This window comes from Streptomyces canus 299MFChir4.1, from assembly GCF_000383615.1.
Lineage (GTDB): Bacteria > Actinomycetota > Actinomycetes > Streptomycetales > Streptomycetaceae > Streptomyces > Streptomyces canus_C.
In genome coordinates this window covers 8,448-32,248 of the sequence record NZ_KB911598.1, presented here as the reverse complement: position 1 = coordinate 32,248, position 23,801 = coordinate 8,448, and the positions used below count along the sequence as shown (strand labels likewise).

The 23,801-nt window shown below is 69.9% G+C and carries 20 protein-coding genes and 3 pseudogenes; 11 read left to right on the top strand and 12 right to left on the bottom strand.

Features of this window, described 5'->3' with window-relative positions; all coding sequences use genetic code 11:
• Window positions 1–240 precede the first annotated feature (240 nt).
• The 4 genes from H293_RS0129965 (at window position 241) to H293_RS60330 (ending at window position 3,948) form a co-directional block, all read left to right on the top strand.
• Window positions 241–1,437, top strand: a complete 1,197-nt coding sequence (locus H293_RS0129965) for an MFS transporter (RefSeq protein WP_028808313.1) — start codon at window positions 241–243, stop codon at window positions 1,435–1,437.
• A gap of 188 nt (window positions 1,438–1,625) precedes the next feature.
• Complete coding sequence (locus H293_RS0129960) at window positions 1,626–2,273, top strand: HAD family hydrolase (RefSeq protein WP_020121513.1); 648 nt, start codon at window positions 1,626–1,628, stop codon at window positions 2,271–2,273.
• 48 nt (window positions 2,274–2,321) lie between these two features.
• On the top strand, window positions 2,322–3,218 hold the full coding sequence (locus H293_RS0129955) for an NAD-dependent protein deacetylase (RefSeq protein WP_020121512.1): 897 nt from the start codon (window positions 2,322–2,324) through the stop codon (window positions 3,216–3,218).
• A 484-nt stretch (window positions 3,219–3,702) separates the two neighbouring features.
• The gene (locus tag H293_RS60330; protein ID WP_020121511.1) at window positions 3,703–3,948 is read left to right on the top strand and encodes a hypothetical protein; all 246 of its coding nucleotides are present in this window, start codon (window positions 3,703–3,705) and stop codon (window positions 3,946–3,948) included.
• A 258-nt stretch (window positions 3,949–4,206) separates the two neighbouring features.
• Here the strand turns inward: H293_RS60330 and H293_RS0129945 are convergent, their stop codons facing one another.
• Window positions 4,207–5,661 (bottom strand): amino acid permease, encoded by a 1,455-nt coding sequence (locus H293_RS0129945; RefSeq protein ID WP_020121510.1) that lies wholly within the window; start codon window positions 5,659–5,661, stop codon window positions 4,207–4,209.
• A gap of 720 nt (window positions 5,662–6,381) precedes the next feature.
• Between H293_RS0129945 and H293_RS0129940 the strand changes: the two genes are divergently transcribed.
• Complete coding sequence (locus H293_RS0129940; protein ID WP_020121509.1) at window positions 6,382–7,116, top strand: FadR/GntR family transcriptional regulator; 735 nt, start codon at window positions 6,382–6,384, stop codon at window positions 7,114–7,116.
• Between the two features lie 77 nt (window positions 7,117–7,193).
• Window positions 7,194–8,660 (top strand): APC family permease, encoded by a 1,467-nt coding sequence (locus tag H293_RS0129935; protein ID WP_020121508.1) that lies wholly within the window; start codon window positions 7,194–7,196, stop codon window positions 8,658–8,660.
• A 52-nt stretch (window positions 8,661–8,712) separates the two neighbouring features.
• Here H293_RS0129935 and H293_RS59285 read toward each other — a convergent pair whose 3' ends face one another.
• The 4 genes from H293_RS59285 to H293_RS0129915 all read right to left on the bottom strand — a co-directional run bounded on the left by H293_RS59285 (window position 8,713) and on the right by H293_RS0129915 (window position 11,144).
• A complete protein-coding gene (locus H293_RS59285) occupies window positions 8,713–8,886 on the bottom strand; it encodes a hypothetical protein (RefSeq protein WP_020121507.1) in 174 nt (57 codons plus the stop codon).
• 110 nt (window positions 8,887–8,996) lie between these two features.
• Window positions 8,997–9,668, bottom strand: a complete 672-nt coding sequence (locus H293_RS0129925) for a hypothetical protein (RefSeq protein WP_020121506.1) — start codon at window positions 9,666–9,668, stop codon at window positions 8,997–8,999.
• Window positions 9,665–10,288, bottom strand: coding sequence for an RNA polymerase sigma factor (locus tag H293_RS0129920; protein WP_020121505.1), 624 nt, complete (start codon window positions 10,286–10,288; stop codon window positions 9,665–9,667). The genes H293_RS0129925 and H293_RS0129920 overlap by 4 nt, the downstream gene beginning before the upstream one ends.
• 367 nt (window positions 10,289–10,655) lie before the next feature.
• Window positions 10,656–11,144 (bottom strand): GNAT family N-acetyltransferase, encoded by a 489-nt coding sequence (locus H293_RS0129915; protein ID WP_020121504.1) that lies wholly within the window; start codon window positions 11,142–11,144, stop codon window positions 10,656–10,658.
• A gap of 81 nt (window positions 11,145–11,225) precedes the next feature.
• Between H293_RS0129915 and H293_RS0129910 the strand changes: the two genes are divergently transcribed.
• Both H293_RS0129910 and H293_RS0129905 read left to right on the top strand, forming a co-directional pair.
• Window positions 11,226–12,911: a ribonuclease J gene (locus H293_RS0129910; RefSeq protein ID WP_020121503.1), complete on the top strand. Its 1,686-nt coding sequence runs from the start codon at window positions 11,226–11,228 to the stop codon at window positions 12,909–12,911.
• 267 nt (window positions 12,912–13,178) lie between these two features.
• Window positions 13,179–14,012 carry a PIG-L family deacetylase gene (locus H293_RS0129905; RefSeq protein ID WP_028808311.1) on the top strand — a complete coding sequence of 278 codons (834 nt, stop codon included), beginning with the start codon at window positions 13,179–13,181 and terminating at the stop codon, window positions 14,010–14,012.
• A gap of 388 nt (window positions 14,013–14,400) precedes the next feature.
• On the opposite strand, the gene H293_RS0129900 is transcribed toward H293_RS0129905, so the two are convergent.
• The 3 genes and pseudogenes from H293_RS0129900 to H293_RS54315 all read right to left on the bottom strand — a co-directional run.
• Window positions 14,401–14,898: a flavodoxin domain-containing protein gene (locus H293_RS0129900; RefSeq protein WP_020121501.1), complete on the bottom strand. Its 498-nt coding sequence runs from the start codon at window positions 14,896–14,898 to the stop codon at window positions 14,401–14,403.
• Window positions 14,899–15,031: 133 nt separating this feature from the next.
• Window positions 15,032–15,262, bottom strand: a pseudogene (locus H293_RS60325) (universal stress protein); the annotation flags it as partial.
• Window positions 15,263–15,285: 23 nt separating this feature from the next.
• Window positions 15,286–15,790, bottom strand: a pseudogene (locus H293_RS54315) (universal stress protein); the annotation flags it as partial.
• 310 nt (window positions 15,791–16,100) lie between these two features.
• Between H293_RS54315 and H293_RS0129885 the strand changes: the two are divergent.
• Window positions 16,101–17,813, top strand: a complete 1,713-nt coding sequence (locus tag H293_RS0129885) for a SulP family inorganic anion transporter (RefSeq protein WP_020121499.1) — start codon at window positions 16,101–16,103, stop codon at window positions 17,811–17,813.
• Window positions 17,814–17,975: 162 nt separating this feature from the next.
• Here H293_RS0129885 and H293_RS0129880 read toward each other — a convergent pair whose 3' ends face one another.
• Entirely contained in the window at window positions 17,976–18,263 is a 288-nt protein-coding gene (locus H293_RS0129880) for a putative quinol monooxygenase (protein ID WP_020121498.1), read from the bottom strand.
• A gap of 212 nt (window positions 18,264–18,475) precedes the next feature.
• Between H293_RS0129880 and H293_RS0129875 the strand changes: the two genes are divergently transcribed.
• Together H293_RS0129875 and H293_RS0129870 are read left to right on the top strand one after the other, a co-directional pair.
• Window positions 18,476–18,856, top strand: a complete 381-nt coding sequence (locus tag H293_RS0129875; protein ID WP_028808309.1) for a winged helix-turn-helix transcriptional regulator — start codon at window positions 18,476–18,478, stop codon at window positions 18,854–18,856.
• A gap of 281 nt (window positions 18,857–19,137) precedes the next feature.
• Window positions 19,138–21,273: a SpoIIE family protein phosphatase gene (locus H293_RS0129870; RefSeq protein WP_020121496.1), complete on the top strand. Its 2,136-nt coding sequence runs from the start codon at window positions 19,138–19,140 to the stop codon at window positions 21,271–21,273.
• Window positions 21,274–21,334: 61 nt separating this feature from the next.
• Here H293_RS0129870 and H293_RS0129865 read toward each other — a convergent pair.
• The 3 genes and pseudogenes from H293_RS0129865 to H293_RS55260 form a co-directional block, all read right to left on the bottom strand.
• A pseudogene (locus H293_RS0129865) lies at window positions 21,335–22,129 on the bottom strand (LysR family transcriptional regulator); the annotation flags it as partial.
• Window positions 22,111–22,683, bottom strand: a complete 573-nt coding sequence (locus H293_RS0129860; protein WP_028808308.1) for a dihydrofolate reductase family protein — start codon at window positions 22,681–22,683, stop codon at window positions 22,111–22,113. The pseudogene H293_RS0129865 and the gene H293_RS0129860, both read right to left, overlap by 19 nt.
• 344 nt (window positions 22,684–23,027) lie before the next feature.
• Window positions 23,028–23,294 (bottom strand): hypothetical protein, encoded by a 267-nt coding sequence (locus tag H293_RS55260; protein WP_033415796.1) that lies wholly within the window; start codon window positions 23,292–23,294, stop codon window positions 23,028–23,030.
• Between the last annotated feature and the right edge of the window lie 507 nt (window positions 23,295–23,801).

The following is a 23,801-nucleotide window of genomic DNA, read 5'->3' as shown; positions in this document are numbered from 1 at the left end:
CGTCCGAGCGGTCCAGCGGGCGTCGACGTGCGGCAGCAGCGCTGCGGGGGTGCCGGAGAACGCGGCGGAGGAGGTTGCCCGGGCGCCAAGGAGTCGAGAGCCACGGTTAGTCCTGAGATCGTCTGAGGGCGCCTCCTCGTCTTCTCCCAGGCCCGGCGATTATGTACATTTGTACATACCCGATGGATGCGGGGCCCGCCGCCTGCCCGCCCATTCTTCCGAGCCCCGCGGAGCCTCCTCTTGACAGACCCCGCCGTGCGTCGGCGCCGCCAAGCCCTGTACCTGTTCTTCTTCCTCCCGGGTATCGCCATGTCCTCCTGGGTCACGCGCACCCCCGACGTGCGGGACCAACTGGAGGTGTCCACCGCGGAGATGGGGCTGATCCTGTTCGGCCTCTCCGTGGGATCCATGATCGGCATCCTGTGTTCCGGCCGCTTCGTGGAACGCCTCGGCACCCGGCCCGTGATCGTTCTCGGCACCTCCCTGATCGTCTCGGCCACGATCGTCATCGGCGCCGGCAGCGCCGCTTCGTCCGCTCCCCTGGTGACAGCCGGGCTCTTCCTCTTCGGCGCGGGCATGGGGTCGGGCGAAGTAGCGGTCAACGTGGACGGCGCCGACGTCGAGCGCATCACCGGGGCACCGGTTCTTCCCACCCTGCACGGCTGTTTCAGCCTGGGCACGGTGGTCGGCGGCCTCGCCGGAATGACCGCCACGGCCGCCGGGATCCCTGTCCCCTGGCACCTGGCCGTGATCACACTCGCCGCCACAGGGATGCTGATCCACGCCTCGCGCGCCCTGCCGGCCGGCATCGGCCTCAGTACGCGGCTTCGGACCTCCGGCCCGGCCAAGCAACCGGGACCGCAGGTCTGGAGGGACCGCAAACTGCTCCTCATCGGCGCCATCGTGCTGGCCATGGCACTGGCTGAAGGAGCGGCCAACGACTGGCTGCCCCTGCTCATGGTGGACGGCCACGGCCTGGACGCCGCGGCCGGCTCACTCGTCTACGTCGGGTTCGCCGCCGCGATGACACTGGGGCGCTTCTGCGGGACGTTCTTCCTCGTCCGTTTCGGGCGCGCCACCGTTCTGCGAGCGAGCGCCCTCTCCGGTGCCCTCGGACTTGTCCTCGTGATCTTCTCCGACAACGTGGCCGTCGCGGCGACCTCCGTTCTCTTCTGGGGTCTCGGGGCCTCTCTCGGCTTCCCGGTGGCCCTGTCGGCGGCCGGTGATTCGGGCCCCGACCAGACCGCGCGCGTCTCCCTGGTCGCGATCATCGGCTACGTCGCCTTCCTCGTCGGGCCGCCGGCCCTCGGCTTCCTGGGGGATCACTACGGGCTGCGTACGGCCATGGTCGCGGTTCTGGTGTTCGTCGCCTCCGCCGTTCTGATCGCCCCCGCCGCCGACACCCGCGACCGCGCCACCGCTCCGCTGGACGTCTGACGCCGGCCTGGCGAGGCGCCTGGCCCGGGCCTCGGTGGCGCCAGGGCCGATGTCCCGTGCGGTCATCTCCTGCCGCGGTACGAGTTGTTCGCTCCCTTGCCAGCCGGCCCCGGCCAACTCACCGCACACCGGTCGGAGCGGGACAGGCCCATACCGGTCACTCGCCACGGCAAGTAAGGTCCGTCATCGTGAGACTCGCGATCTTCGATCTGGACGGCACCCTGGTCGACCGCACCGGTGCCTTCGCCGATGCCATCACCTCCCTGAGCCATGACCACGGCTACGGCCCCGAGATCGAGCAGTGGCTGCTGACCGAGCTGGCCGACCACGGCGAGCGCGGTGACTTCGACCGGTTGCGCGCCGCCTTCCCCGTCAGCGAGAGCGCCGACCACCTGTGGCGGGTCTACATCGACCGCATGGCGGCCTCCATGCACTGCCGTCCTGCCGTCCTCAACAGCCTGGAGCGTCTCAAGGAGGCCGGCTGGAGCATCGGTGTCGCCACGAACGGCGCCAGCGACATTCAGCGGGCCAAGATCCAGGCCACCGGTCTCTCCGATCTGATCGACGGGATCGCCGCGTCCGGCGACGTCGACATCCGCAAACCCGACCCGCGACTCTTCGAACTCGCCGCCGCGCGATGCGGGACGCAGCTCACTCGCGGGGACTGGATGACCGGCGACAACCCCGAGACCGACATCGTCGGCGGCCACGATGCGGGACTGCGCACCATCTGGGTCACCGGCCGCCCCTGGCCCGACGGACTGGTGACGCCGCGCCACACGGTCGGTGACGTCGTCGAAGCCATCGGCTACCTGCTCGACCAGGACTCTGCATAGCCCTGGCGGCCCCACCCGGCCCGCCGCCGGTTTCGTACCCTGGCACGCATGCGGACCCGTCCCACACTTCACTGGACCCCTCCCCCGGACCTGCCGCCGGGCACCACCGACCTCCAGCCGGTGGTCGACGCCCTGAGCGCCGGTGGTGTGCTGGTGCTGACCGGGGCGGGCATCTCCACGGAGTCGGGCATCCCCGCCTACCGAGGCGAGGGCGGAAGCCTGAGTCGGCACACACCGATGACCTACCAGGACTTCACCGCCAGCCCGCAGGCACGGCGAAGGTACTGGGCACGCAGCCATCTCGGGTGGCGTACCTTCGGCCGCGCCCGTCCCAACGCCGGGCACCGGGCCGTCGCCGCGTTCGCCCGGCACGGTCTGCTCTCGGGCGCGATCACCCAGAACGTCGACGGTCTGCACCGGGCGGCCGGCGCCGAGGGCGTCGTGGAACTGCACGGGAGTCTGGCGAGAGTGCGGTGTCTGGCCTGCGACGCCCTCACCTCGCGCCGGGATCTCGCCGTACGACTGGAGGAGGCCAACGCCGCCTTCGAGCCGGTGGCCGCTGAAATCAACCCCGACGGTGACGCCGACCTCTCCGACGAACAGGTCGCCGACTTCCGCGTGCTGCCCTGCGCGGACTGCGGCGGCATCCTCAAGCCCGACGTGGTCTTCTTCGGCGAGACCGTGCCCGCGGCGCGCATCGAGCACTGCCGCCAGTTGGTCCGTACGGCGACGTCGCTGCTGGTTCTGGGTTCCTCGCTCACGGTGATGTCCGGACTCAGATTCGTCCGCCAGGCGGCTCAGGCGGACAAGCGGGTCCTCATCATCAACCGGGATCCCACCCGAGGCGACCAGCTCGCCCACACCCGCGTCAGCCTCCCCCTGGGAGCCGCCCTGTCCGGTGTCGCAGACGCGTTGAACCTTTCCGATGACGGGATGCCGCTCTGACCCGGGCGGTTCGGCAGCCTTCCTTTAAAGACCGCCGCACGACAACGCGTGACGACGTGGGGCGAGCCCTGGCAGAGGGGAGAAAGCGGCCTCGCCGACGACTAGGGTCCGGGCATGCAGACGGGTGAGTTGCTGGGTTCCGGCCGCACCGCGGACGTGTTCGCCATCGATGACCAGTGGGTCCTTCGCCGCTACCGGGACGGCGGCGACGCCACCGCCGAGGCCGCCGTGCTGGCCTACCTCGTGGAGCTCGGGTACCCCGTGCCACGGGTCCGGGGCCCTGCGGGCGCCAGGCCGGGCACGGCACCGCGAAGCGACCTGGTGATGCAGCGGCTGCACGGCCCGACCATGCTGCAGGCGTTGCTGCTGGGCACGATCACGGCCGAGGAAGCGGGATCGGCGCTCGCCGGCCTGCTGCACCGCCCGCACTCCGTTCCGGCACGGGCCTCCACCGATCCGGCCCACACCCGGACTGGACTGGGGGATGTCGTCCCTGATCCTGGCGCAGGTCGCCGTCGACACCACCGCCCTGGCGGCACCGGCCCGCGCTGTACTCGCCTCGTTGCTCACCCACCTCGACCCCGCGGTCGCCGCGGGGAACACCGACTGCGGATATCTCACGGAAGCCGGGAAGAGGCGGGCAGCCGACCCGTCCATGAGGGAGAGCGAGACATCTCTTCTGGATGACGCCATGAGGCTGGTGCACGAACTGACGCCCGCCCAGCCTTGAACGGCAAGCTGAGCACCGGATTCCGATCGCCGACTCGGCCTGCGGTGCGCTGAGGGCGGGCAGCGCCCGTACTCCGCAGCGAGGGGGCCGAAAGTGGCAGCCTGGACGCGGAGATCGTCTCCTCGGGGCGTTCCACCGAGGACTTCGCCTTCCCGGAGATCGATCCGCGTTTCGGGCAGGACATCCCGCCCGCCGGTAACACGGCGGGAGAGCCGCGTCACCGGCGGGCGGGAGACGGCCGTGGATCGGCCGGGGTTGCTACGAAGGGATGACCTCCTCCTGCCGGACCTTCCGTGCCAGCCGTCCCCGGGCCACCGCGAAGGCCACCACGGCCAGAGCCACCAGGGTGGACAGGACCACTTGGTCACGGCCACCGCCGTCCGCGGTGTCGGTCAGCATGTAGCCCAGTACGAACGTGATCAGGGCGATGGTGGCCCAGGTCAGGTAGGGGTACAGCCACATCCTGACGACCAGCTTCTCCGGCGACTCACGCTGGATGATCTTGCGCATCCGCAGCTGCGAGAAGCAGATCACCAGCCAGACGAACAGAGCGATGGCGCCGGACGAGTTGAGCAGGAACTGGAAGACCGTGTCCGGCCACAGGTAGTTGAAGGCGACCGCGACGAAGCCGAAGACCACCGAGGCCAGGATGGCCGACTGCGGCACTCCCCGGCCTGTCGTCCTGCCGAAGGCGGCCGGTGCGTCACTGCGGCGGCCCAGCGAGAAGGCCATGCGGGACGCGGTGTACAGGCCGGAGTTGAGGCAGGACAGCACGGAGGTCAGCACGATGGCGTTCATGATCTGGGCGGCGTGCGGGATGCCCACGGAGCTCAGCGCGGCGACGTACGAGCCGTCCTTGAGGATCGCCGGGTCGTCCCAGCGCAGCAGTGACACCACGATCAGGATCGAGCCCAGGTAGAACACCGCGATCCGCCAGATCACGCTGTTGGTGGCCTTGGTGACCGCGGCCCGCGGGTTCGCGGTCTCACCGGCCGCCAGGGTGACGATCTCGCTGCCCATGAAGGAGAAGACCACCATCAGCACACCCGTGAGAATCGCTCCGGGGCCGTTCGGCAGGAACCCGCCGTGCGCGGTCAGGTTGGAGAAGCCGGACGCCGGGTGGTCCGAGCCCGGCAGCAGGCCGAAGATGGCGAGCGCCCCGACCACGATGAACGCGGCTATGGCGACGACCTTGATGCCCGCGAACCAGAACTCGAACTCGCCGTAGGAGCTGACCGAGACCAGGTTGGTGGCGGTCAGGACGACCATGACGACGAGGGCCCAGCCCCATTGCGGGACGGCCGGGATCCATCCGGCCAGGATCTTGGCCCCGGCGGTCGCTTCCACGGCGAGCACCACGACCCAGAAGAACCAGTACAGCCAGCCGATGGTGAAGCCGGCCCAGCGGCCCAGCGCACGGTCGGCGTAGGCGGAGAAGGAGCCGGAGGTCGGATTGGCCGCGGCCATCTCGCCGAGCATCCGCATGACGAGGACGACGAGAACGCCGACGAGGGCGTAGGAGACGAGAATGCCGGGGCCGGCGGCGGCGATGCCGGATCCGGAACCGACGAACAGCCCGGCGCCGATGACACCGCCGATCGCGATCATCGACAGGTGACGGTTCTTGAGGCCGGCCTGCAGGCCGGATCCATCGGGGTCGCTCTTGGTGGTGGTGACCGGCTCGGGGGCGGATACAGGGGGACGTGTGGTCATCTCGACATCCAAGGACAGGTGGGGACGAGGGACGATGCCTGCGGGGTCGGGCGGGGTGGCCGCCTGGCTTGCACAGGAGGGAGCATCGGGGGTTCTGCAGCAGGGCGGGTGGCGATCACGGTTGTGGAGCGGGCATGGTGGACCGCGGCCTCCGAGCCCGGTCCTGTGGGACCGGTCACGCCGGTGGCGCTCAGGAAAATAGTTCAGGGCGATCCAAAAAAACAAGGGGTCCGGTGACCCGCCCGCCGCGTTTCCCCTCCCGGCCCACGCCTCGCACGCCCTCTGCCGCACGACACCGACGGGTCCTCACCGACAAGCCCACGGAGACGCGAATCCCCTGCTCAGCGCCGTACCGGGCGGGCTGCCACCCCGGCCCTCGCACGGTGCCCACGGACCGGCCGAGGAGGGGTCTTGTTTAACTGTTCACCTTGCTCTAATTTTTCCTCCATCGCGATCCTCTCCTCCCGCGACCCGCCCCCTGGGAGCTCCCATGCACCACCCCGAGACGTCGTCGCGGGAACCGCCTGCCGCCCTCCTCGCTCAGTACGCCCGCCTTGGACGCGGCGCACGACCGAGGGCCGGCGCGGGATACCGACCCGCGTGATGCCGACGCGTGATGTCGACCCGCGTGATGTCGAGGCCTCCCTCCCGGCCACGGTCCGCCGTACGACATCCCGTTCGGGGCCACGACCGCGATCAGCAGGCCGTTAGGGTGACGTCGTGGTGAATGCAGCGGGCAAGTTCGGGCCGTACAACCAGCCGGGCTCAGCTCCCACGGCCTCGGTCATCGGCGTGGGCCACGCCCGCGCGCTGCCTCTGGGCGGCCAGAGCGGATCCGATCTCGTCCGGTCACGGATCGCCCTGCGGGTACGCCTGCAGTCCGTTCGGCCGGGGGACCGACTGCCGGACGCAGGTGTCCTCGCCGAGGAACTGGGGATCGGGGAGATCACCGTGCGCCGCGCGCTGGAGGGCATGTGCCAGGACGGCCTGCTCGACCGCCGACGCGGCCGGGCGGGCGGAACCTTCGTCGCGCAGGGCTGGGACACCGTCGTCGCCCTGATGCACGACGCGGAGGAGGCGGCCTCACTGGACGCCTTCCACCTTCTGCTCGAATGCGGCCTCGTGGCGCACGGTTCGGGAGAGGTGCCGGCCGAGCGACTGGACCACCTTCGCGCACTGGTCGAAGACCTGGACCGAACCGACGACCCAGCACACATGGCGGAGCTGGAAACCCGCTTCCACCTGGCCCTCGCGGAGGCGCTCGGCGGCGCCGGAATCCGCGAGTTCGCCGCCGATCTGCTCGGCCGGCTGTGCCTGCTCCTGCCCGCACCGCTGCCCGAGGCGGTACGGGCGCAGAACCGCTGCCACGCCGAACTGCTCACCGAGCTCGGGCGAGGTGCGACCGAACCGGCCGTGCAAGCGGTGAAGGCACACCAGCGCTCCCGGCACCGCTGACGCCCGGACCGTTCCCGTCCGCCCTTCGACAGCCCGCGCACCCACCACGCCGCCACACCGCACGAGGAGTTGCCGCCATGCCCCACCCCGGAGCAGATCCGCTGTCGCCCCCGGGCCCCGTCGGCGCGCCGCAGCGACTGCGCGGCGGCGTCCTCGGCATGGCGGACATCGCCGCCGCCACGATGGCCAACGTCGGCCCGGCCATGAGCTTCTTCTTCGGTTTCGCCTTCCTGGCCACCACCGCGGGCGTCGCCTCGCCCCTGACCATCGCGGCCGCGGGTGTCGCGGTAGCGCTCCTCGGCAACACGCTCGCCGAGTTCTCCCGGGCACACCCCTCGGCGGGCAGCTTCATCACCTTCGTCGGCAAGACGTTCGGACCGGTCAGCGCGGTGACGACGGCGCTGTTGGCGGCACTGGGCTACATCATCGCGATGGCCGGTGTCATCTCGATCTCCGGCGGGTTCGTGCAGATCACCCTGCAGTACTACACGGGCATCGACCTGCCGTGGATCATCTGGACGCTACTGCTCACCGGGCTGGCCGTCGTACTGATGCTGCGCGGGGTGGTCGTCTCCACCAAGTGGGCCGGCTACTTCTTCGGCGCGGAGATGCTGGTACTGATCGTGGTCTCGGTCGCCGCACTGGTGGAACACCACGGCCGGCTGTCCGTCGACCCGTTCCTGCCCAGCCACATCAGCGGCGGTTTCAACGGTCTGGCAGCCGGCTTCCCGCTGGCGGTGTACCTGTTCATCGGATGGGAGAACTCGGCGGCACTCGCCGAGGAGACGGAGAACCCGCGGCGCAACGTCGGCCGTGCCGTGTTCTCCTCCATCGCGATCATGACGGTGAGTTACATTCTCTTCGCCTACGCCACGGTGACGGGTTTCGGCTACGACGTGGCCCGACTCGGGGCCACCCGGATCCCCTTCATCGAGGTGGCCCACGACACCCTCGGCGTGCTGGCGTTCCTCGCCTACCTCGGCGGTCTGACCTCCACCCTCGGCGTGCTGATCGCGGGCATCAACTCCCAGGCGCGCCTGGTGTTCAACGCCGGACGCGAGGGTCTGCTGCCCGCCTTCTTCGGTTACGTCCACCCTGTCCGCCGTACTCCGAACAACGCGATCGTCACCTTCACGGCCATCGCCCTGCTGATCATCGGCGGCTGGGGCCTTGGCCACCTGCTGGGCTCGGACGGCGGCCCGATGAACCCGGTGGTCTTCTTCACCGAGTCCTCGACGCTCGGCGCCATCCTGATCCTGCTGGTCTACCTCGCCTCCAACATCGCCCTGCCGCTGTACTACCGCAGGTACCGCCCGCAGGAGTTCCGGGTCGTCCGGCACCTCCTCCTGCCCGCGCTCGGCACGGTGGCCATCCTGGTTCCGCTGTACTACCTCGCCAAGCCCGGACAGCCCGCGCCGTACAGCTGGTTCCCCTACGCGGCGATCGCCGCCTTGCTCGTCGCCGTCGGCTACGCGACCATCCTGGTCCGCCGCGATCCGGTCCTGGCCGAGCGCGTCGGCTCCATCGTCGCCGACGCGGACTGACCGCGACCGACCCGGCACCGGCCGCCCGGGCGCGGATCCTGCTGCTGGTTGATCACATGCGGTGTTCGACCCACACGAAGATCAGACCTACGGCTCCGGTGCCGGCGCCGTAACAGGCGCCGCGCAGCAGCTGCGCGAGGGCGATCCGCCGCCGTCGTACGGTCCACTCCCAGACGGCAGTGAGCCGTGCCCGGCCCGTGCGAGGTGGAGGGAGGCTGGGGTCCATGGCTTACGTCCCTTTCTGGATGGCGTCCTGGCGGGGAGCCCGCCCGGCCGTGCCCCCGGCACCGGTGGCCGGTGACGGACTCCCCTGCTCGTTGTCGTACCGGGAGAAGATCAGCGTCGTTGGTTGAACTCCTGGAGCCGGGCCACGAGTTGGCCGTCGGGCCGGGCGACGATGACGGAGGAGTGGGGAGTACGGGCGGCGAGCCGGTCGATCTCGCTCTCCAGGCGGCCGGTGGGCGCGTGGGCTCCGGAGCCGCTGGCGCGCACGTACCGGGCGAAGATCTCCAGGCCGTCGAGGAAGGCGGCGTCCGGCGGGGCGGTGTCGGCCATGGAGTGGGTGAGCTGGTGGAACCAGTGCCGCGCCCGCCTGGACTCGCCGACGCACAGGTGGTGCAGGTGCAGGCAGTAGGCGGCGGCGCGGCTGCCGGCGCCGGCGGCGAGCTGCCACCAGAACTGCGCGGATTCGGGGTGTCCGGTCAGCGACAGCAGGCAGGCGTAGACAAGGGCCCCGTCGACGTCGAGTTCCTCCTCGGTCAGCGGCCCACGGTCCGGGCCTTCGGCGATCTTCGCGACGTGAGCGGCGGCGTCGGGCTCGTTGAGGACCCACCGGCACACCACGGCGAGGCGCTGTCCGGCCTGGGCGGCGCGGGTGACCTCGGTGGCGGGAGTGCGGCGGGAGGCGTCGGCGGCCAGCCGGCGCAGCCCCGCGGCGACGTCGGCTCCGCTGCGCGGGGCGACCGGCAGGCGGGCGCTCTCCAGGAGGTCGTTGACGGTGGTGCTCACGCTCCCACTCCCTTGTGCTTGGACTTCTTCGGGGTCTCGGGCAGGCCGAGCCTGAGGCGCAGGCGTTCCTTGGCGCGGCGCAGGTGGTGGCCGACGGTCCGGTCGTCTATGCCGATGTACCAGGCGACCTTGGCGGTCGGGTAGCCGAGCACGTAGCGCAGCACGATCACCTCGAACTGCCGGTCGGGCAGGTCCGCTATCGCCTCGTACAGGCCGGTGGCGGACTCCATCTTCTGGAGCTTGTCGCGGGCCGTGACGAGCGCCGTGTCGAGGGCCTGGGCGATGGGGCCGTTGATGACGAATGCCGGCCCCCGCCCCTCCGCATCGAGGCGGTTGTGGACGATGCGCCGCACGATCGCCCACGCACCCTGTTCGAGGTTGCCCGCGCTCAGCAGCTGCGACCAGCCGGCGTGAATCTCCAGGAAGACCTCGTGGATGACCTCCTCCGCGGTCTCGCGGTTGCCGAAGTGCACCTCCGCGTAGGCGTGGAAGACCTCGTGGTGACCGAGGTAGAAGGCCTCGAAGTCCACTTCCAGGTCCAGGGCGACGAACATGGACTGTGAGAGCCCGGCGCGGTGCTCCGCCGGCGAGGCACCCTCCGGGGCGTCGTCGTACCTCACGACCGGCTCCTGTCGGCAGGGGACATGAGCAAAGATCCTCTCCATCGAGGCAAGCAGGGACCCGGCGCCAACTCGCACGCGCCGAAAGGCCGTTGGGCCTGGGACCTAGCTAAGTGATTTGCCCGGCGGAACACTCACGCCCGTTTGAAAAAGCCTCCCCACGTGCCCCCGAACAGGCACTGTGCAGCCTTCAACAAGCGCCGCTAGTCACCCTCCGTAGCGCCCTGACCAGGCCCAACCCACACGAAGTACGCGCCGAACACGCATGCGCACACTCACCGTGTTCTGCATCACACCCCACCCGCCACCCCTCGCACGCCGTCATCAACCCGGCGCCCGCACCACCCACGCGAACCGGCACACCGCGTCACACGGGAGGAAGGCGAAACTCGAATTCGGGACGGTCCCACGGCACGGCGGGCGGGTTCGCGAGCGCGGTCCCGGTCCGCACGGCACCGACGCGGTGGTAGAAGTCCTCGGCGGGACGGTGCGACACGACCTTGACACGATCGAGCCCGGCCGCACGGGCCTCGGACCGCATGTGCTCAACGAGCAGCCGCCCGATCCCACGTCCTTGCGCCTCGTCGGCGACGAACAGCAGATCGAGCTCCGGTGGAGCGAGGACGAGCGAGTAGAACCCGAGCACCCGGCCTTCATGTTCGTCGGCGCCCACGGCTACGAACGTGCGGTGGGCTTCGATGTAATCAGGACCGACCCGGTAGCCCGCCACCGCGGCCGCGTATTTCCCCTGGTAGGCGCCTGAGCCACGCACGAGCCGCGTGAGCCGCTTCGCATCCCGCGCGACGGCCCTCCGTATGGTGACCGGCCGGCTGACCGCGGAAGTGCGTGAACTCATCCGGGCAGTATCTCGCACCGGGGCGGTCAGATCACAGGGGCAATGGATCATCTCGTTGCGCTCTCCGGGTACCGTCAAGCCATGAGTCATCCGCACCCCGAACTGAACGCCGCTCCGCCTCTTCCCGAAGGGGGGCTGCGGGTCATCGCCCTGGGCGGCCTGGGTGAGATCGGCCGCAACATGACCGTCTTCGAGTACGCGGGCAAACTGCTCGTCGTCGACTGCGGTGTGCTGTTCCCCGAGGAGAACCAGCCGGGCGTCGACGTGATCCTGCCGGACTTCACCTCGATCCGGGACCGGCTGGACGACATCGTGGCCGTGGTACTGACCCACGGCCACGAGGATCACATCGGCGGTGTGCCGTACCTGCTGCGTGAGCGGTCCGACATTCCCGTCGTCGGCTCCAAGCTGACGCTGGCCTTCCTGGAGGCCAAGCTCAAGGAACACGGCATCCGGCCGCGCACGGTACGGGTCCGGGAGGGCGACCGGCGCGGCTTCGGGCCCTTCGACCTGGAGTTCGTCGCGGTCAACCACTCCATCCCGGACAGCCTCGCGGTCGCGATCCGCACCGGCGCCGGGATGGTGCTGCACACCGGCGACTTCAAGATGGACCAGTTCCCTCTCGACGACCGCATCACCGACCTGCGCGCCTTCGCCCGGCTCGGCGAGGAGGGCGTGGACCTTTTCCTCACCGACTCCACCAACGCCGAGGTACCCGGCTTCACCACCTCGGAGCGTGAGCTGAACCCGGCGATCGAGCAGGTGATGCGCACCGCGCCACGCCGGGTCATCGTCTCCAGCTTCGCCAGCCATGTGCACCGCATCCAGCAGGTCCTGGACGCCGCCCACCAGCACGGCCGCAAGGTCGCCTTCGTCGGCCGCTCGATGGTCCGCAACATGGGCATCGCCCGTGACCTGGGCTACCTGAAGGTCCCGTCCGGTCTGGTCGTGAGCACGAAGGAGCTGGAGAAGCTCCCGGACCACAAGATCACTCTCGTGTGCACCGGCTCTCAGGGCGAACCGATGGCCGCGCTGTCACGGATGGCCAACCGCGACCACCAGATCCGCATCGGCAAGGGCGACACGGTCCTGCTCGCCAGCTCCCTCATCCCCGGCAACGAGAACGCCATCTACCGGGTGATCAACGGACTCACCCGGTGGGGCGCCCACGTGGTCCACAAGGGCAACGCCAAGGTGCACGTCTCCGGGCACGCCAGCGCCGGCGAACTCGTCTACTGCTACAACATCGTCAAACCGCGCAACGTCATGCCCGTGCACGGCGAATGGCGCCACCTGCGGGCCAACGCCGACCTCGCCATCCGTACCGGTGTCGATCCCGACCATGTCGTCATCGCCGAGGACGGCGTCGTCGTCGACCTCGTCGACGGCCGCGCGTCCATCACCGGCAAGGTCCCCGCCGGCAACGTCTACGTGGACGGCATGGAGGTCGGCGGCGCCACCGAGGCGTCCCTCAAGGACCGCCTCACCCTCGCGGAGGAAGGCGTGGTCACGGTGGTGGCGATCGTCGACGCGGACACCGGCGCCCTCGCCGAGGCACCCGACTTCCTGGCCCGCGGCTTCGTCCACGACGACGCCACCTTCGAGCCGGTCGTCCCCGTCATCGAGAAGACCCTGGCCACCGCGGCCGAGGAAGGCGTCGGGGACGCGCGCCAGCTCGAGCAGCTCCTCGCCCGCGCCGTGGCGAACTGGGCGTTCCGCACCCACCGCCGCAGGCCCCTCATCATCCCGGTCATCATCGACGCCTGAGGCCCGGCCCGGCAGCACGAGCCGGGCTGGTCCGTGGGCGTGTCGCCGTAGACCGGTTTTCCAGGACACCGACCGTGTGCAGCGCACGGCGGTGTCCTGGCCTGTCTGCGCACGTGGCACGACCAGCGCCGGGAAGGTCGTACGACGGCACCGGGAACAGCCGGACCGCCCGGCACGGTTGCATCGACCAAGGGACCGGCGCCGCACGGGCACGTTCTCGGACCCATACATCTTGACCAGGACATATTCATGCAGGAGGACTGTTAGATGACTGGCCGGCCCTTGACGCTCATGGCAGTGCACGCCCACCCCGACGACGAGGCCACCGGAACAGGAGGGGTCCTCGCGCGGTACGCGGCGGAAGGTATTCGTACCGTTCTCGTGACCTGTACCGACGGTGGTTGCGGTGACGGGCCGGGGGGTGTCAAGCCAGGTGATCCCGGGCACGACCCGGCGGCAGTCGCCTCGATGCGCCGTCAGGAACTTGAGGCGAGCTGTGAGGTCCTGAAGATCAGCGATCTGGAGATGCTGGACTACGCCGACTCGGGGATGGCGGGCTGGGCGAGCAACGACGCCCCCGGTTCCTTCTGGCAGACCCCCGTGGAGGAAGGCGCGGCCCGACTCGCGGAACTCATGCGGCACTACCGACCTGATGTGGTCGTCACCTACGACGAGAACGGCTTCTACGGCCACCCCGACCACATCCAGGCCCACCGCATCACGATGGCGGCGCTGGAGATGACCGAGCTGTCGCCGAAGGTGTACTGGACCACGATGCCCCGCTCAGGGGTGCAGCGGTTCGGGGAGATCATGCGCGAGTTTCATCCGGACATGCCGGAGCCGGATCCTGCAGAGGCCGCCGCTGTGGCCCAGATCGGCCTCCCCGACGAGGAGATCACCACGTGGGTGGACACCACCGCGTTCAGCGGTCAGAAGTTCGACTCGTTGGCCGCCCATGCCAGTCAGAGTGAGAACATCTTCTTCCTCAAGATGGGCAAGGAGAGGTTCGGCGAGTTGATGGGCGTGGAGACCTTCGCCCGTGTCCAGGACACCACCGGTGCGGACGTCCCCGAGAACGATCTCTTCGCCGGCCTGCGCTGACCCGGCCGGCTGACCGCGGCCCGCGACGAACCGGCGGTGGCGTGGCCCGTGCGAAGTCCACACAGGCCACGCTCCTGAACGGCCCTGTGCCAAGTCGCGTACGGGAGCCTTGCGTCCCTTCTGCGCGGCCCGAAAGGGTACTCAGGCACGCCCTCGACGGCGGTGTCGGCCTCCGGCACGAGCCGGGTCCAGCGCACCAGATCCTCGTTGGCGTCGGGGTCCATGAGGTCGCGGCTTTCCGCGTCGAGCACCAGGTCGAGCACGGTCTCGGCATGCCAGGGGCCGGGCATCAGCAGTTCGGCTCCTGCCCGAAGGGCACGCTCGACGCCGACGGAACTGACGTGATCCGGTCCCCGTGGTGGGATGCCTCGCGCCCCGTAACCGTCGCCTACGTGCGCGTCAGCTCGTCGGCGACATGTGCCGCCCACGTCTCGATCGCGGTGAAGTCACGGAAATCCCCGCCCTTTCCGTTGCGGAGGATCATTCGTGCGACCCATCCCTTCGCGCCCTCCTCCAGGCAGCCCCCAAAGGTGACGTGCTCCCTGGCGTCGAGTTCAGCCATGGCCTTCTTCACACCGGGCACAGGCGGGATGTCCCGCTCGGAGGCCGAGGCGTCGAGCGGGCCGCTGCTGAACAGCCATAGTGGGCGTTCGGCCAGGGCACGGCTGTGCCGACGGAGGAACCGGCGGGCGTGCTTCTGCCAGCGTCCGGCGTACAGGCCGCCGCCGACGACCACTGCGTCGTACGACGCGAGGGTCGTCACGGACTGAGCCGGAACGGCCTCGGCCGTCAGCCCGTCCTTGCACAGGACGTCGGCGATCGTCTCGGCGATCCGCGCCGTCGATCCGTTCGTGGTTCCGTAGGTGACCAACACGGTGCCGGTCATGGCGGGACACCTCCTCTCACCTGCGGCGCAGCCAGTCGTCGGCCACGCCGTGCAGCGCCTGCTCCTGGGTGTGCAGGCGCGCGTCGTCCACTCGGTACGTGAGCCTGTCGACCACGCCGACGACGCCGACGACGGACACGTCGACCATGTCCTCGGCCAGCACCCGCTCGGACTGCTCGCCCACATCCCGGGCGAGCGAGGTGCCCTCGTACCGCTCCCACAGCGAGGCGTACACCACCCGCAGGGGCACCCCGCGCAGCACGGCCTCGTCAGTCGCCCAGTCGGCGGCGCGCGGGCTCGGTTCGGAACCGTCCACGCCCACGACGACGGGATCGACGAGGACTCGATCGACCGATGTGCTCATGATCTCCGCTCCTCCGGGAACGTTCAGCCGTGCGCGACGACGGCGACGGGTGCGGTGGCGTGGTGCGGCACCGCATGCGTGACGGCTCCGATGTGGGCCCCGATCGGGCTGCGTCGGATCCTTCGGCCGACGACGAGTGACGCCGCACGGCAGGCGTCGATGACCTGGTCGGCGGGGCTGCCGCAGCGCGACACCTCGGCGACCTCCACGTCCGGGTACTTCTGCCGCCACGGACGCAGCACCTCGGACGGCTCGGCGGCCTCCTGTCGACCCACTTCGGCGTGGAGCCCGGGATCCCCGAGCAGGCCGTAGGTGTAGTACGGGCGGCAGGTTCCAGCCGTGCACGACCTTCAGCGTCGTGCTGCGGCGGCCGGCCTCCTCGAAGGCGAAGGCGATCACGTCGTCATCGGGGCGGCCGGTGTCGAGGCCGAGCACCGCGGGCCGGTATGCGGTGGCGGCGGACGCGATGGCCGCGGAGTCCTTCTCGTGCTCGTCGGCGGCCTGCTCGCCCGATCGCGCGAGGAAAAGCTTCGCCTCTCGGGCCGCCCACTCGGCAGGGGCACGGCTCTCGGACGAACCGTCGAGGCCCACCGCGACGGTGCGGGACATGGCGTCCACCTCCACAGTCGGCGTTCTGATCCCAGAGTGGTCGCAGGGGAACGGCACCGTGCAGAGACCACAGGTCCCCCGTCCGGGGCCGACAGGCCCCATCGGCGAACGGAGAAAGCCACAGCGCGGCGACCCGCGATGCGGCAGACGATGTACGGCAGGGCCTTTCGGCATCTCGCGATCGTCCCGGGCGCGGAGGATCATGTGAACTTCAGCGCCAAGGAGGATGATGTCCCAGAGCTCGGTCGGCCCTCCTGCGCGGTGGCGCCGTCTGCTGCCCGGGCTCGACGCACTGCTCGGCTATCGGCGCTCGTGGCTGAGGGGCGACGCCCTGGCCGGGGTGACGGTGGCCGCGTATCTCGTACCGCAGGTGATGGCGTACGCGGGCGTGGCCGGACTGCCCCCGGTCGCCGGGCTGTGGGCGATCCTGCCCGCGCTCGGACTGTACGCGCTGCTGGGCTCCTCCCGCCTGCTCTCCGTCGGCCCCGAGTCGACGACCGCGCTGATGACAGCGACGGTGGTCGGCCCGCTCGCCGCCGGAGATCCGACGCACTACGCGACGCTGGCGGCCGCCCTCGCGATCACGGTCGGCCTGTTGTGCGTGGTGGCCTGGGCCGTGCGGCTCGGCTTCGTCGCGGATCTGCTGTCCCGGCCGGTGCTGATCGGGTATCTGGCGGGCGTGGCACTCATCATGATCGCCGACCAGCTTCCCAAGCTGACCGGTGTCCATACGACAGGCTCGGCCTTCTTTCCTCAACTGTGGTCCTTCGTACGGCACCTGTCGCAGATCCACGTGGCCACGGTGTTGTTCGCCGTGGCGGCGCTCGGGGTCCTCTTCACGGTGGCCCACTTCTTGCCCGCCGTCCCCGGTCCCCTGCTCGTCGTGGTGTTCGGCACGGCGGCCGTCTCCGTCTTCGACCTCGACGACCGGTACGGCATCAAGGTGATCGGCGAGGTCCCGTCGGGCCTGCCCGCCGTGGCTTTGCCGGATCTGGCCGAGCTGCCACACCTGGTGCTCCCCGCCCTGGGCGTCCTCCTGGTCGGCTACACGGACTTCGTCCTCACCGCGCGGGCCTTCGCCAAGCGCGACGACGAGGGCACCGGACTCGACGCCAACCAGGAGTTCCTCGCACTGGGCGCGGCCAACCTCGGCGCGGGAACCCTGCACGGCTTCCCGGTCAGCAGCAGCGCCAGCCGTACCGCGCTGGCCTCCTCGGCGGGCGCGCGCAGCCAGACGTACTCCTTGATGGCGGGCGCAGTCGTGCTCTCGGTCCTGCTCTTCCTGAGCCCACTGCTCTCGCGCACCCCCACCGCGGTCCTGGGCGCGCTCGTGGTCTACGCGGCCGTCCGCATGATCGACCTGGCGGGATTCCGGCGCCTTGCGTTCTTCCGCTGCCGGGAACTCCTGCTGGCGCTCGGCTGCCTGGCCGGCGTCCTCGCCCTGGACATCCTGTACGGCGTGCTGGTCGCCGTCGGCCTGTCCGTGGCCGAACTGCTCACGCGGGTGGCCCGCCCGCACGACGCCGTCGAGGGCCTGGTGCCCGGTGTGGCCGGCATGCACGACGTCGACGACTACCCGCAGGCCCGCACCATCCCCGGCCTGCTCGTCTACCGCTACGACTCCCCGCTGTTCTTCGCCAACGCCGAGAACTTCCGCCACCGGGCCCTGGCCGCCGTCGACGAACAGACCGAACCGGTGCGCTGGTTCGTCCTCAACACCGAGGCCAACGTGGAAGTCGACATCACCGCTCTCGACGCGGTCGACGAACTCCGCCGCGAACTCACCCACCGCGGCATCGTTTTCGCCCTCGCCCGCGTCAAGCAGGACTTGCTGGACGAGCTGACGGCGTACGGCCTGACGGACACCGTCGGCCGCGAGCGGATCTTTCCCACGCTGCCGACGGCGCTGGCGGCGTACCGGAGGTGGTGCCGCGAGCAGTAGAGCGCCGTCGACGCTCACCGAGGACGGCTGCGCGGGACAGGATCGGCAGGAGGTGGTCTCGGTGCCGCGCGCCCCTGCGGCGGACCGGGTGGTGTTTGCCAGTAGATCGAGGCGACGGAGAGCAGCACGTCACAGTCGCGCGGCGAGAGAATCGCGCTCCGCTCAGGTCAGTGAACGCACCTCCACGACGTCGTACTCGGCCACGGCTGCGGCGAGCATCGCGGCGCCCTGCTCGTCGCTGGCCCCCTCGCCCCGGAACGCCTCGACGGCGGCCTGCGACTCCCACCGCTCGAAGACGTTGATGCGCCCCGCGTCCACGAGGTCCGCGGTAATGGCGAAGTCGATGCAACCCGAAGTGCGGCGGGCCAGTTCGACGACGCTCACACAGCCGGCGAGGTAGGAATCACGCTGCTCGGGGTCGACAACGATGTGTCCTGCGACGATCACCATGTGCTGCCTCCTGTGGGGCCCGAACGCGCTGTCGCCCCTTATGACCGTGGACCGTGGCCGGACTCATCGGCGCCGACCACTTGGCATGAGGACCCGTGCGAGTTCACTTCCGCGCAACCAAGACGCGCACGCTCTCTTGTGGATACTCGCAAACCGTAGGAGAGTGACCGTTGACCTGGAAGAACGCACTTTTCGGTGGACTGGGGAACCAGATGGTGACCAAGCAGTGCACGGGCTCGCCCGAAGACTCGGACCTCAGGCGCGCCGACTCTCTGGCGCGCGAGATCTTCTCGGACGTCGCCAACAAGTGGGCGTTCCTGATCATCGAGGCTCTCGGAGAACGCACCCTGCGCTTCAGCGAGTTGCGCAACGAGGTCGAGGGCGTCAGCCACAAGATGCTCACCCAGAACCTGCGCATGCTGGAGCGCTACGGCCTGGTCCAGCGCAAGGTGCACCCCACCGTGCCGCCGCGGGTCGAATACACCCTCACCGAACCGGGCCAAGCGCTGCGAGCCACGGTCGACGGCATGTGCGGGTGGACCCACCAGTACCTCGGTCACATCGAGGCCGCCCGCCGCCGCTTCGACACCTGACAAGCGGCTGACGGACGCCTGGTCGTCGTACGGGGCAGCCAGACGTGCGTGGCGCACGGGCCGGGGACAGCCGACGTACGCCGGGACGCCGCCCAGATGAGCAGAGCAGTTCGTCGGGCCGGTGGGCAAGAGAGGACCGCACAAGACCACTCACCTGGATGGGGTGTGGTGTCGGGTGGTCGGGGGGACCATGGAAGTCGCAGCGCCTGCAGACGCCGGCAGGCGCGTTCCGAGGCCGACGGACTCCCCCGTGACGTCGGCCGGCGGAAGGAGAGCCGGCGATGGACGAAGCCGATCGGTCCTCCATGGACCAGGGCCGGGCGGAGGCCCGCCGTCCCGAGGACGAGTCGCCGCAGCCCAGCGGGCTGATGGACCTCCTCGGGGTGGCCGCGGTGCTGCTGGACGCCGAGGGGCGGGTCGTTCTGTGGAGTCCGCAGGCCGAGGAGCTGTACGGCTACACCGCCCAGGAGGCGCTCGGTCAGTACGCCGCACACCTGCTGGTCCACACGGGGCAGTGGGACTGGGTGATCAAGACGTTCGCCGAGGTCATGGAGAGTGGAAGGCGCTGGGGCGGCACGTTCCCCATCCGCTGCAAAAACGGCAGCACGCGGCTGGTGGAACTGCGCAACATGCGGCTCATGGACGACCACGGCGACTTCTACGCCCTCGGGCTCGGCACCGACTCACCCAGGCTGCGCCAGGTGGAGCGGGACCTCGCGCTGTCCACCCGGCTGGTCTCCCAGTCCCCCATCGGCATCGCGATCCTCGACACCGACCTCACGTACGTGGCCGTCAACCCCGCTCTCGAGCGCATCCACGGCATTCCCGAGGAAGAGCACCTCGGCCGCCACTACCGTGCGGTCATGAGCGCCCCGGAATTCGAGGAGGCCGAGACCGCGATGCGGCAGGTCCTGCACACCGGGGTGCCGCTGCTCGATCGGTCCCCCATCGTGGGCCGCACCCCGGCCGATCCGGAACAGCACGCCTGGGCGATCTCGGTGTACCGACTGGAGGACACCTGGGGGCATGTGCTCGGGGTGGCCGAGCTGGTGGTGGACGTCACCGACCGCTATCGCTCGGCGCGGGAGGCCACGGAGACGCGGCGTCGTCTGGCGCTGATCGCTGACGGGGCCGCCCGCATCGGCACCACTCTGGAGGCCGACCAGACGGCCCGGGAGCTGGCGGACGTCGTCGTCCCCGAGTTCGCCGACGTGGCCGCCGTGGACGTGCTGGACTCCGTCCTCGACGAACACCGCCCCGCCACCCGCGACGGCCCCGCCCTCTTCCGCGCCCTCGCCGTCAAGGCCGCCTACACCACCGACGCCGCGACGGCCGCGGACCAGCCCGGCCTGATCACCGCGTACGACCCCGACCGCCTGGCCACCCGGTGCGTACGCACCGGCCGGCCCATCCTGGTCCCCCACACCGGGGGAAGCGACCTGTCGCACATCGCTCGCGACGATCACGCGGCCGTGCTGCTGGCCCGCGCCGGCGTGCACTCCTACCTGGCCGTCCCCCTCATCGCCCGCGGCATCACCCTCGGCTTCCTGGGGCTGACCCGCGCCCGGGACCCACGCCCCTTCGACGAGGACGACCTCGCCATCGCCGCCGAACTGGCCTCCCGCGCCGCGGTGTGCATCGACAACGCCCGCGCACACCAGCACATGCGCAACGCGGCCGAGACCCTCCAGCGCAGCCTGCTCCCGACCGCCCCTCCCGACCTGCCCGGCCTGCAGGTCGCATCCCGCTACCTGCCGGCACAGGCCGCCTACGAGATCGGCGGCGACTGGTACGACGTCCTCCCGCTCAGCGACGACAGAACGGCGCTCGCCGTAGGGGACGTCATGGGCAGCGGCATCGAGGCCGCCGCCGCCATGGGACGTCTGCGCACGGCCACGACCGCCTTCGCCGGCCTCAGCCTCGACCCCGCCCAGGTCCTCGAACAACTCGACTCGATCACCTCCGGCCTTGAGCAGTACATCGCCACCTGCGTCTACGCGGTCTACGACCCCCACCGCCGCGAGTGCCGTATCGCCAACGCCGGTCACCTGCCCCCCGCTCTCCTGCGCCGGGGCGGGCACCCGCAACTCCTCGACGTGCCCACCGGCGCGCCCCTCGGCGTCGGGGGCGTCCCCTTCGAAACGACCACTTTCACCTTCGCTCCCGGCGACCAACTGGTCCTCTACACCGACGGACTGGTCGAAACCCGCCGGCACTCCATCGACGAACGCCTCGACACCCTCCTCCGTCTCCTCGACGCACCCGCGTCTCCGCTGGAGGAAACCTGCGACCGACTCCTCGCCGACCTCAGACACTCCGACGACCACGACGACGTAGCCCTGCTCATCGCCTGCGCCCAACCCCTCGCTTCCCACCGCGCAGAGGTCCGCCGCCGGGGTCCGCGTGAAGCGCTCTGAGAACCGGCTGGTGGTGCGGACGCAGGGCACGAATGCGGGACCTCCGCCCCGGTTGCCGTACTCAGCGGCAGTACGCGGCCGTCGCGATCTCGACGAAAGACCGTATCAACGGGTTGGTGTCACCCTCGTTCCACACCGCCACCACTCGGCTCGGCGTCATGTCGATCAGCGGTACGACGGCCAGCTCCGCGGGAAGGTCGTGCCCGAGCGGGGCCAGGCCGACCGTGCCGTTCCACAACACCGCCTGCAGACATTCGTGGACGGCGCGCACCACGGGGCCTTCGCGTGGCCTGCCGGCGTTCCAGTACGACTGCCAGAGGGGGTCCGTTCCCCGGGGGAACTGAAACCAAGGGCGGTCGCCCAACTCGGCCAGCCGCAGCCGGTCGTGGCGGGCCAGCGGATCGTCGGCGCGCAGAACCACGCCGACCTGATCGGTCCGCAGCGCACGCACCGTCAGGGCGGTCTCGTCGAACGGCGCACGCGTCAAGGCGACGTCGACCAGTCCGGCACTCAGCCCGCACGTCGGGTCGGTCAGATCGGTGTCGCGGACGCGGATCTCGATGCCGGGGTGGCGCCGACGGTAGGCGGCGGCCAGTCTGGTCATTCCCGGGTCGGTACCGTCCCCCAGGATGCCGACGGTGAGCGTCGCGACGCCGGCCGCGGCCCTCACGCGCACCTGGACGCGGTCGGCATGGCCGAGCAACGCCCGCGCGTCGTCGAGCAGCACCGTGCCCACCGGTGTGAGCGTGACACCGACAGGAGAGCGGGTGAACAGCGGTGCCCCGACCTCGGCCTCCAACTGCCTGATCGCAACCAAGAAGGTGCTGGTCGACCGACTCAGCGACGGACGCGGTAGCGGATGTGAGTGGCCTCCGGCGTGTCGATCACCTGGATGATCTCCAACTCGATCTGCGACGGCAAGACGTCGAACAGGCGACGGCCACCACCGAGCAGCACCGGGATCTGATGGATCTGCACCTCATCCAGCACCCCCGCCTCAAGCGCCCGTTGCGCCGTGTACGCGCCACGCACCTGCACGTCCTTGTCCCCGGCGGCGGCCTTGGCCTGTGCCATCGCGCTTTCGATCCCGTCGGTCACGTAGGTAACCAACGGATAGCCCCAACGGGCGGCGGGGCCGGGCGGGCGGTGACTGGGCACGAAGATCGGGAGACCACCGTGATCACCGCCCCAGTGATCCATGAGTTCGGCAGTGCGTCGTCCCGCGAGCACCGCGCCGGCTCTGTTCCATTCGTCCTGGAATTGCGCGGCCGGCCCGGACAGCGAGCCGGACTCGTCCTCCGGGCCGGCCCACTTGTGCAGTCGTTCGCCATCGTCGCCGCCCAGAAAATCGTTTGGATCGGCGATATATCCGTCGAGTGACATCGACATGTCGAGCACTGATGCGGACACTTCGACCTCCTGTGGTCTCGCTCCAGCCTGGTTCAACTGTGCTGTAGACCCGGCATGACGGCATTACTCATCGGGCATCGCAGCGGCAACAGCTCACGTGAGCCTGCTTGCCTCTTGAGTCGCCATCGTCGTCCAGGCGGGGCGAGATCCAGACGGCTGCCCGCGCGAGCGCCGTCGAACACGCGGCGACCGTCCGTCCGACTGACCCGCCCCGTGCATTCCGTCACCCCACGAGCCGCATCCCGTCGGTTCCCCGTGAGGGGCTGTCGATGGGACGTGAAACGGGGACCCTCCTGACGCGTCGGCGGGCTTCGGCTTCTTCACCCGGGCGGGGGCGGGTTTCTTCACCGGTTGGAGGTGTATCCCCAGTCCTTCACCGTCCGGCGCTCCACCCCGATGTCGTCGGCGAACATCTGCAGCGACTCCGTCACGGTGAACAGGTCCTGCGTGCCGTTCGGCATCGACCCGCCCACCGCCCCCATGGGCTCGATCTCCAGCGCCATGTCGCCCAAGGAGAACTGGGCGCGGGCGACTTGCGCGATCAGGTCCTTGGCCTGGGTGACGAGTTGTTCGTAACGCCGCTTGGTGACGTTCCCGATCCGGTCGGTCATGATGGTCACCGCCTTGTGGGTCCGGCCCGGTCGCTCACACGTGGCCGAGAACGACAACCGGCAACGCCGTTCCGCGACGCCTGCCGTTGCCGACAGGCTCGGGCCCGCCAGCGATCCGAGCAGTACACCGCCGACGCCGAGCGTTCCACCCCCACCGTCCACGAACGTCCGCACACCGGGCACTCCGCGAGCTCGCCCCGCTGCATCGCGGTCACTCGCCGCCGGGTCCGCCGCAGCCTTCGCCACCGCCGTGCCCTGCACCGACCCGAGCAGACCACAGCCCCTGCGGCCATCGTCACCGGCAGCGGATCACCGCACTCCCGGCAGTACCGCCGAGCCGTCCCACCGTCCGCCACGAACCAGATCATCCAGGCGTACGCCCCTCACGATCAGAGTTCAAGAACACTCACTCAGCTTGTTCTTTTTCTTCCGGTCTCGAACGGTGTCTCGAACTGGGTCGCTCACCTGGGGATTCACCGGACGTGGGGGCGGCCTTCGTCTGATCCT

Coding starts and splice junctions, on each gene's coding strand:
- H293_RS0129955 (WP_020121512.1), top strand. CDS start 2,322: ATGCGGACCCGTCCCACACTTCACTGGACCCCTCCCCCGGACCTGCCG.
- H293_RS60330 (WP_020121511.1), top strand. CDS start 3,703: ATGTCGTCCCTGATCCTGGCGCAGGTCGCCGTCGACACCACCGCCCTG.
- H293_RS0129945 (WP_020121510.1), bottom strand. CDS start 5,661: ATGACCACACGTCCCCCTGTATCCGCCCCCGAGCCGGTCACCACCACC.
- H293_RS0129935 (WP_020121508.1), top strand. CDS start 7,194: ATGCCCCACCCCGGAGCAGATCCGCTGTCGCCCCCGGGCCCCGTCGGC.
- H293_RS59285 (WP_020121507.1), bottom strand. CDS start 8,886: ATGGACCCCAGCCTCCCTCCACCTCGCACGGGCCGGGCACGGCTCACT.
- H293_RS0129915 (WP_020121504.1), bottom strand. CDS start 11,144: ATGAGTTCACGCACTTCCGCGGTCAGCCGGCCGGTCACCATACGGAGG.
- H293_RS0129910 (WP_020121503.1), top strand. CDS start 11,226: ATGAGTCATCCGCACCCCGAACTGAACGCCGCTCCGCCTCTTCCCGAA.
- H293_RS0129905 (WP_028808311.1), top strand. CDS start 13,179: ATGACTGGCCGGCCCTTGACGCTCATGGCAGTGCACGCCCACCCCGAC.
- H293_RS0129900 (WP_020121501.1), bottom strand. CDS start 14,898: ATGACCGGCACCGTGTTGGTCACCTACGGAACCACGAACGGATCGACG.
- H293_RS0129885 (WP_020121499.1), top strand. CDS start 16,101: ATGTCCCAGAGCTCGGTCGGCCCTCCTGCGCGGTGGCGCCGTCTGCTG.
- H293_RS0129880 (WP_020121498.1), bottom strand. CDS start 18,263: ATGGTGATCGTCGCAGGACACATCGTTGTCGACCCCGAGCAGCGTGAT.
- H293_RS0129875 (WP_028808309.1), top strand. CDS start 18,476: ATGGTGACCAAGCAGTGCACGGGCTCGCCCGAAGACTCGGACCTCAGG.
- H293_RS0129870 (WP_020121496.1), top strand. CDS start 19,138: ATGGACGAAGCCGATCGGTCCTCCATGGACCAGGGCCGGGCGGAGGCC.
- H293_RS55260 (WP_033415796.1), bottom strand. CDS start 23,294: ATGACCGACCGGATCGGGAACGTCACCAAGCGGCGTTACGAACAACTC.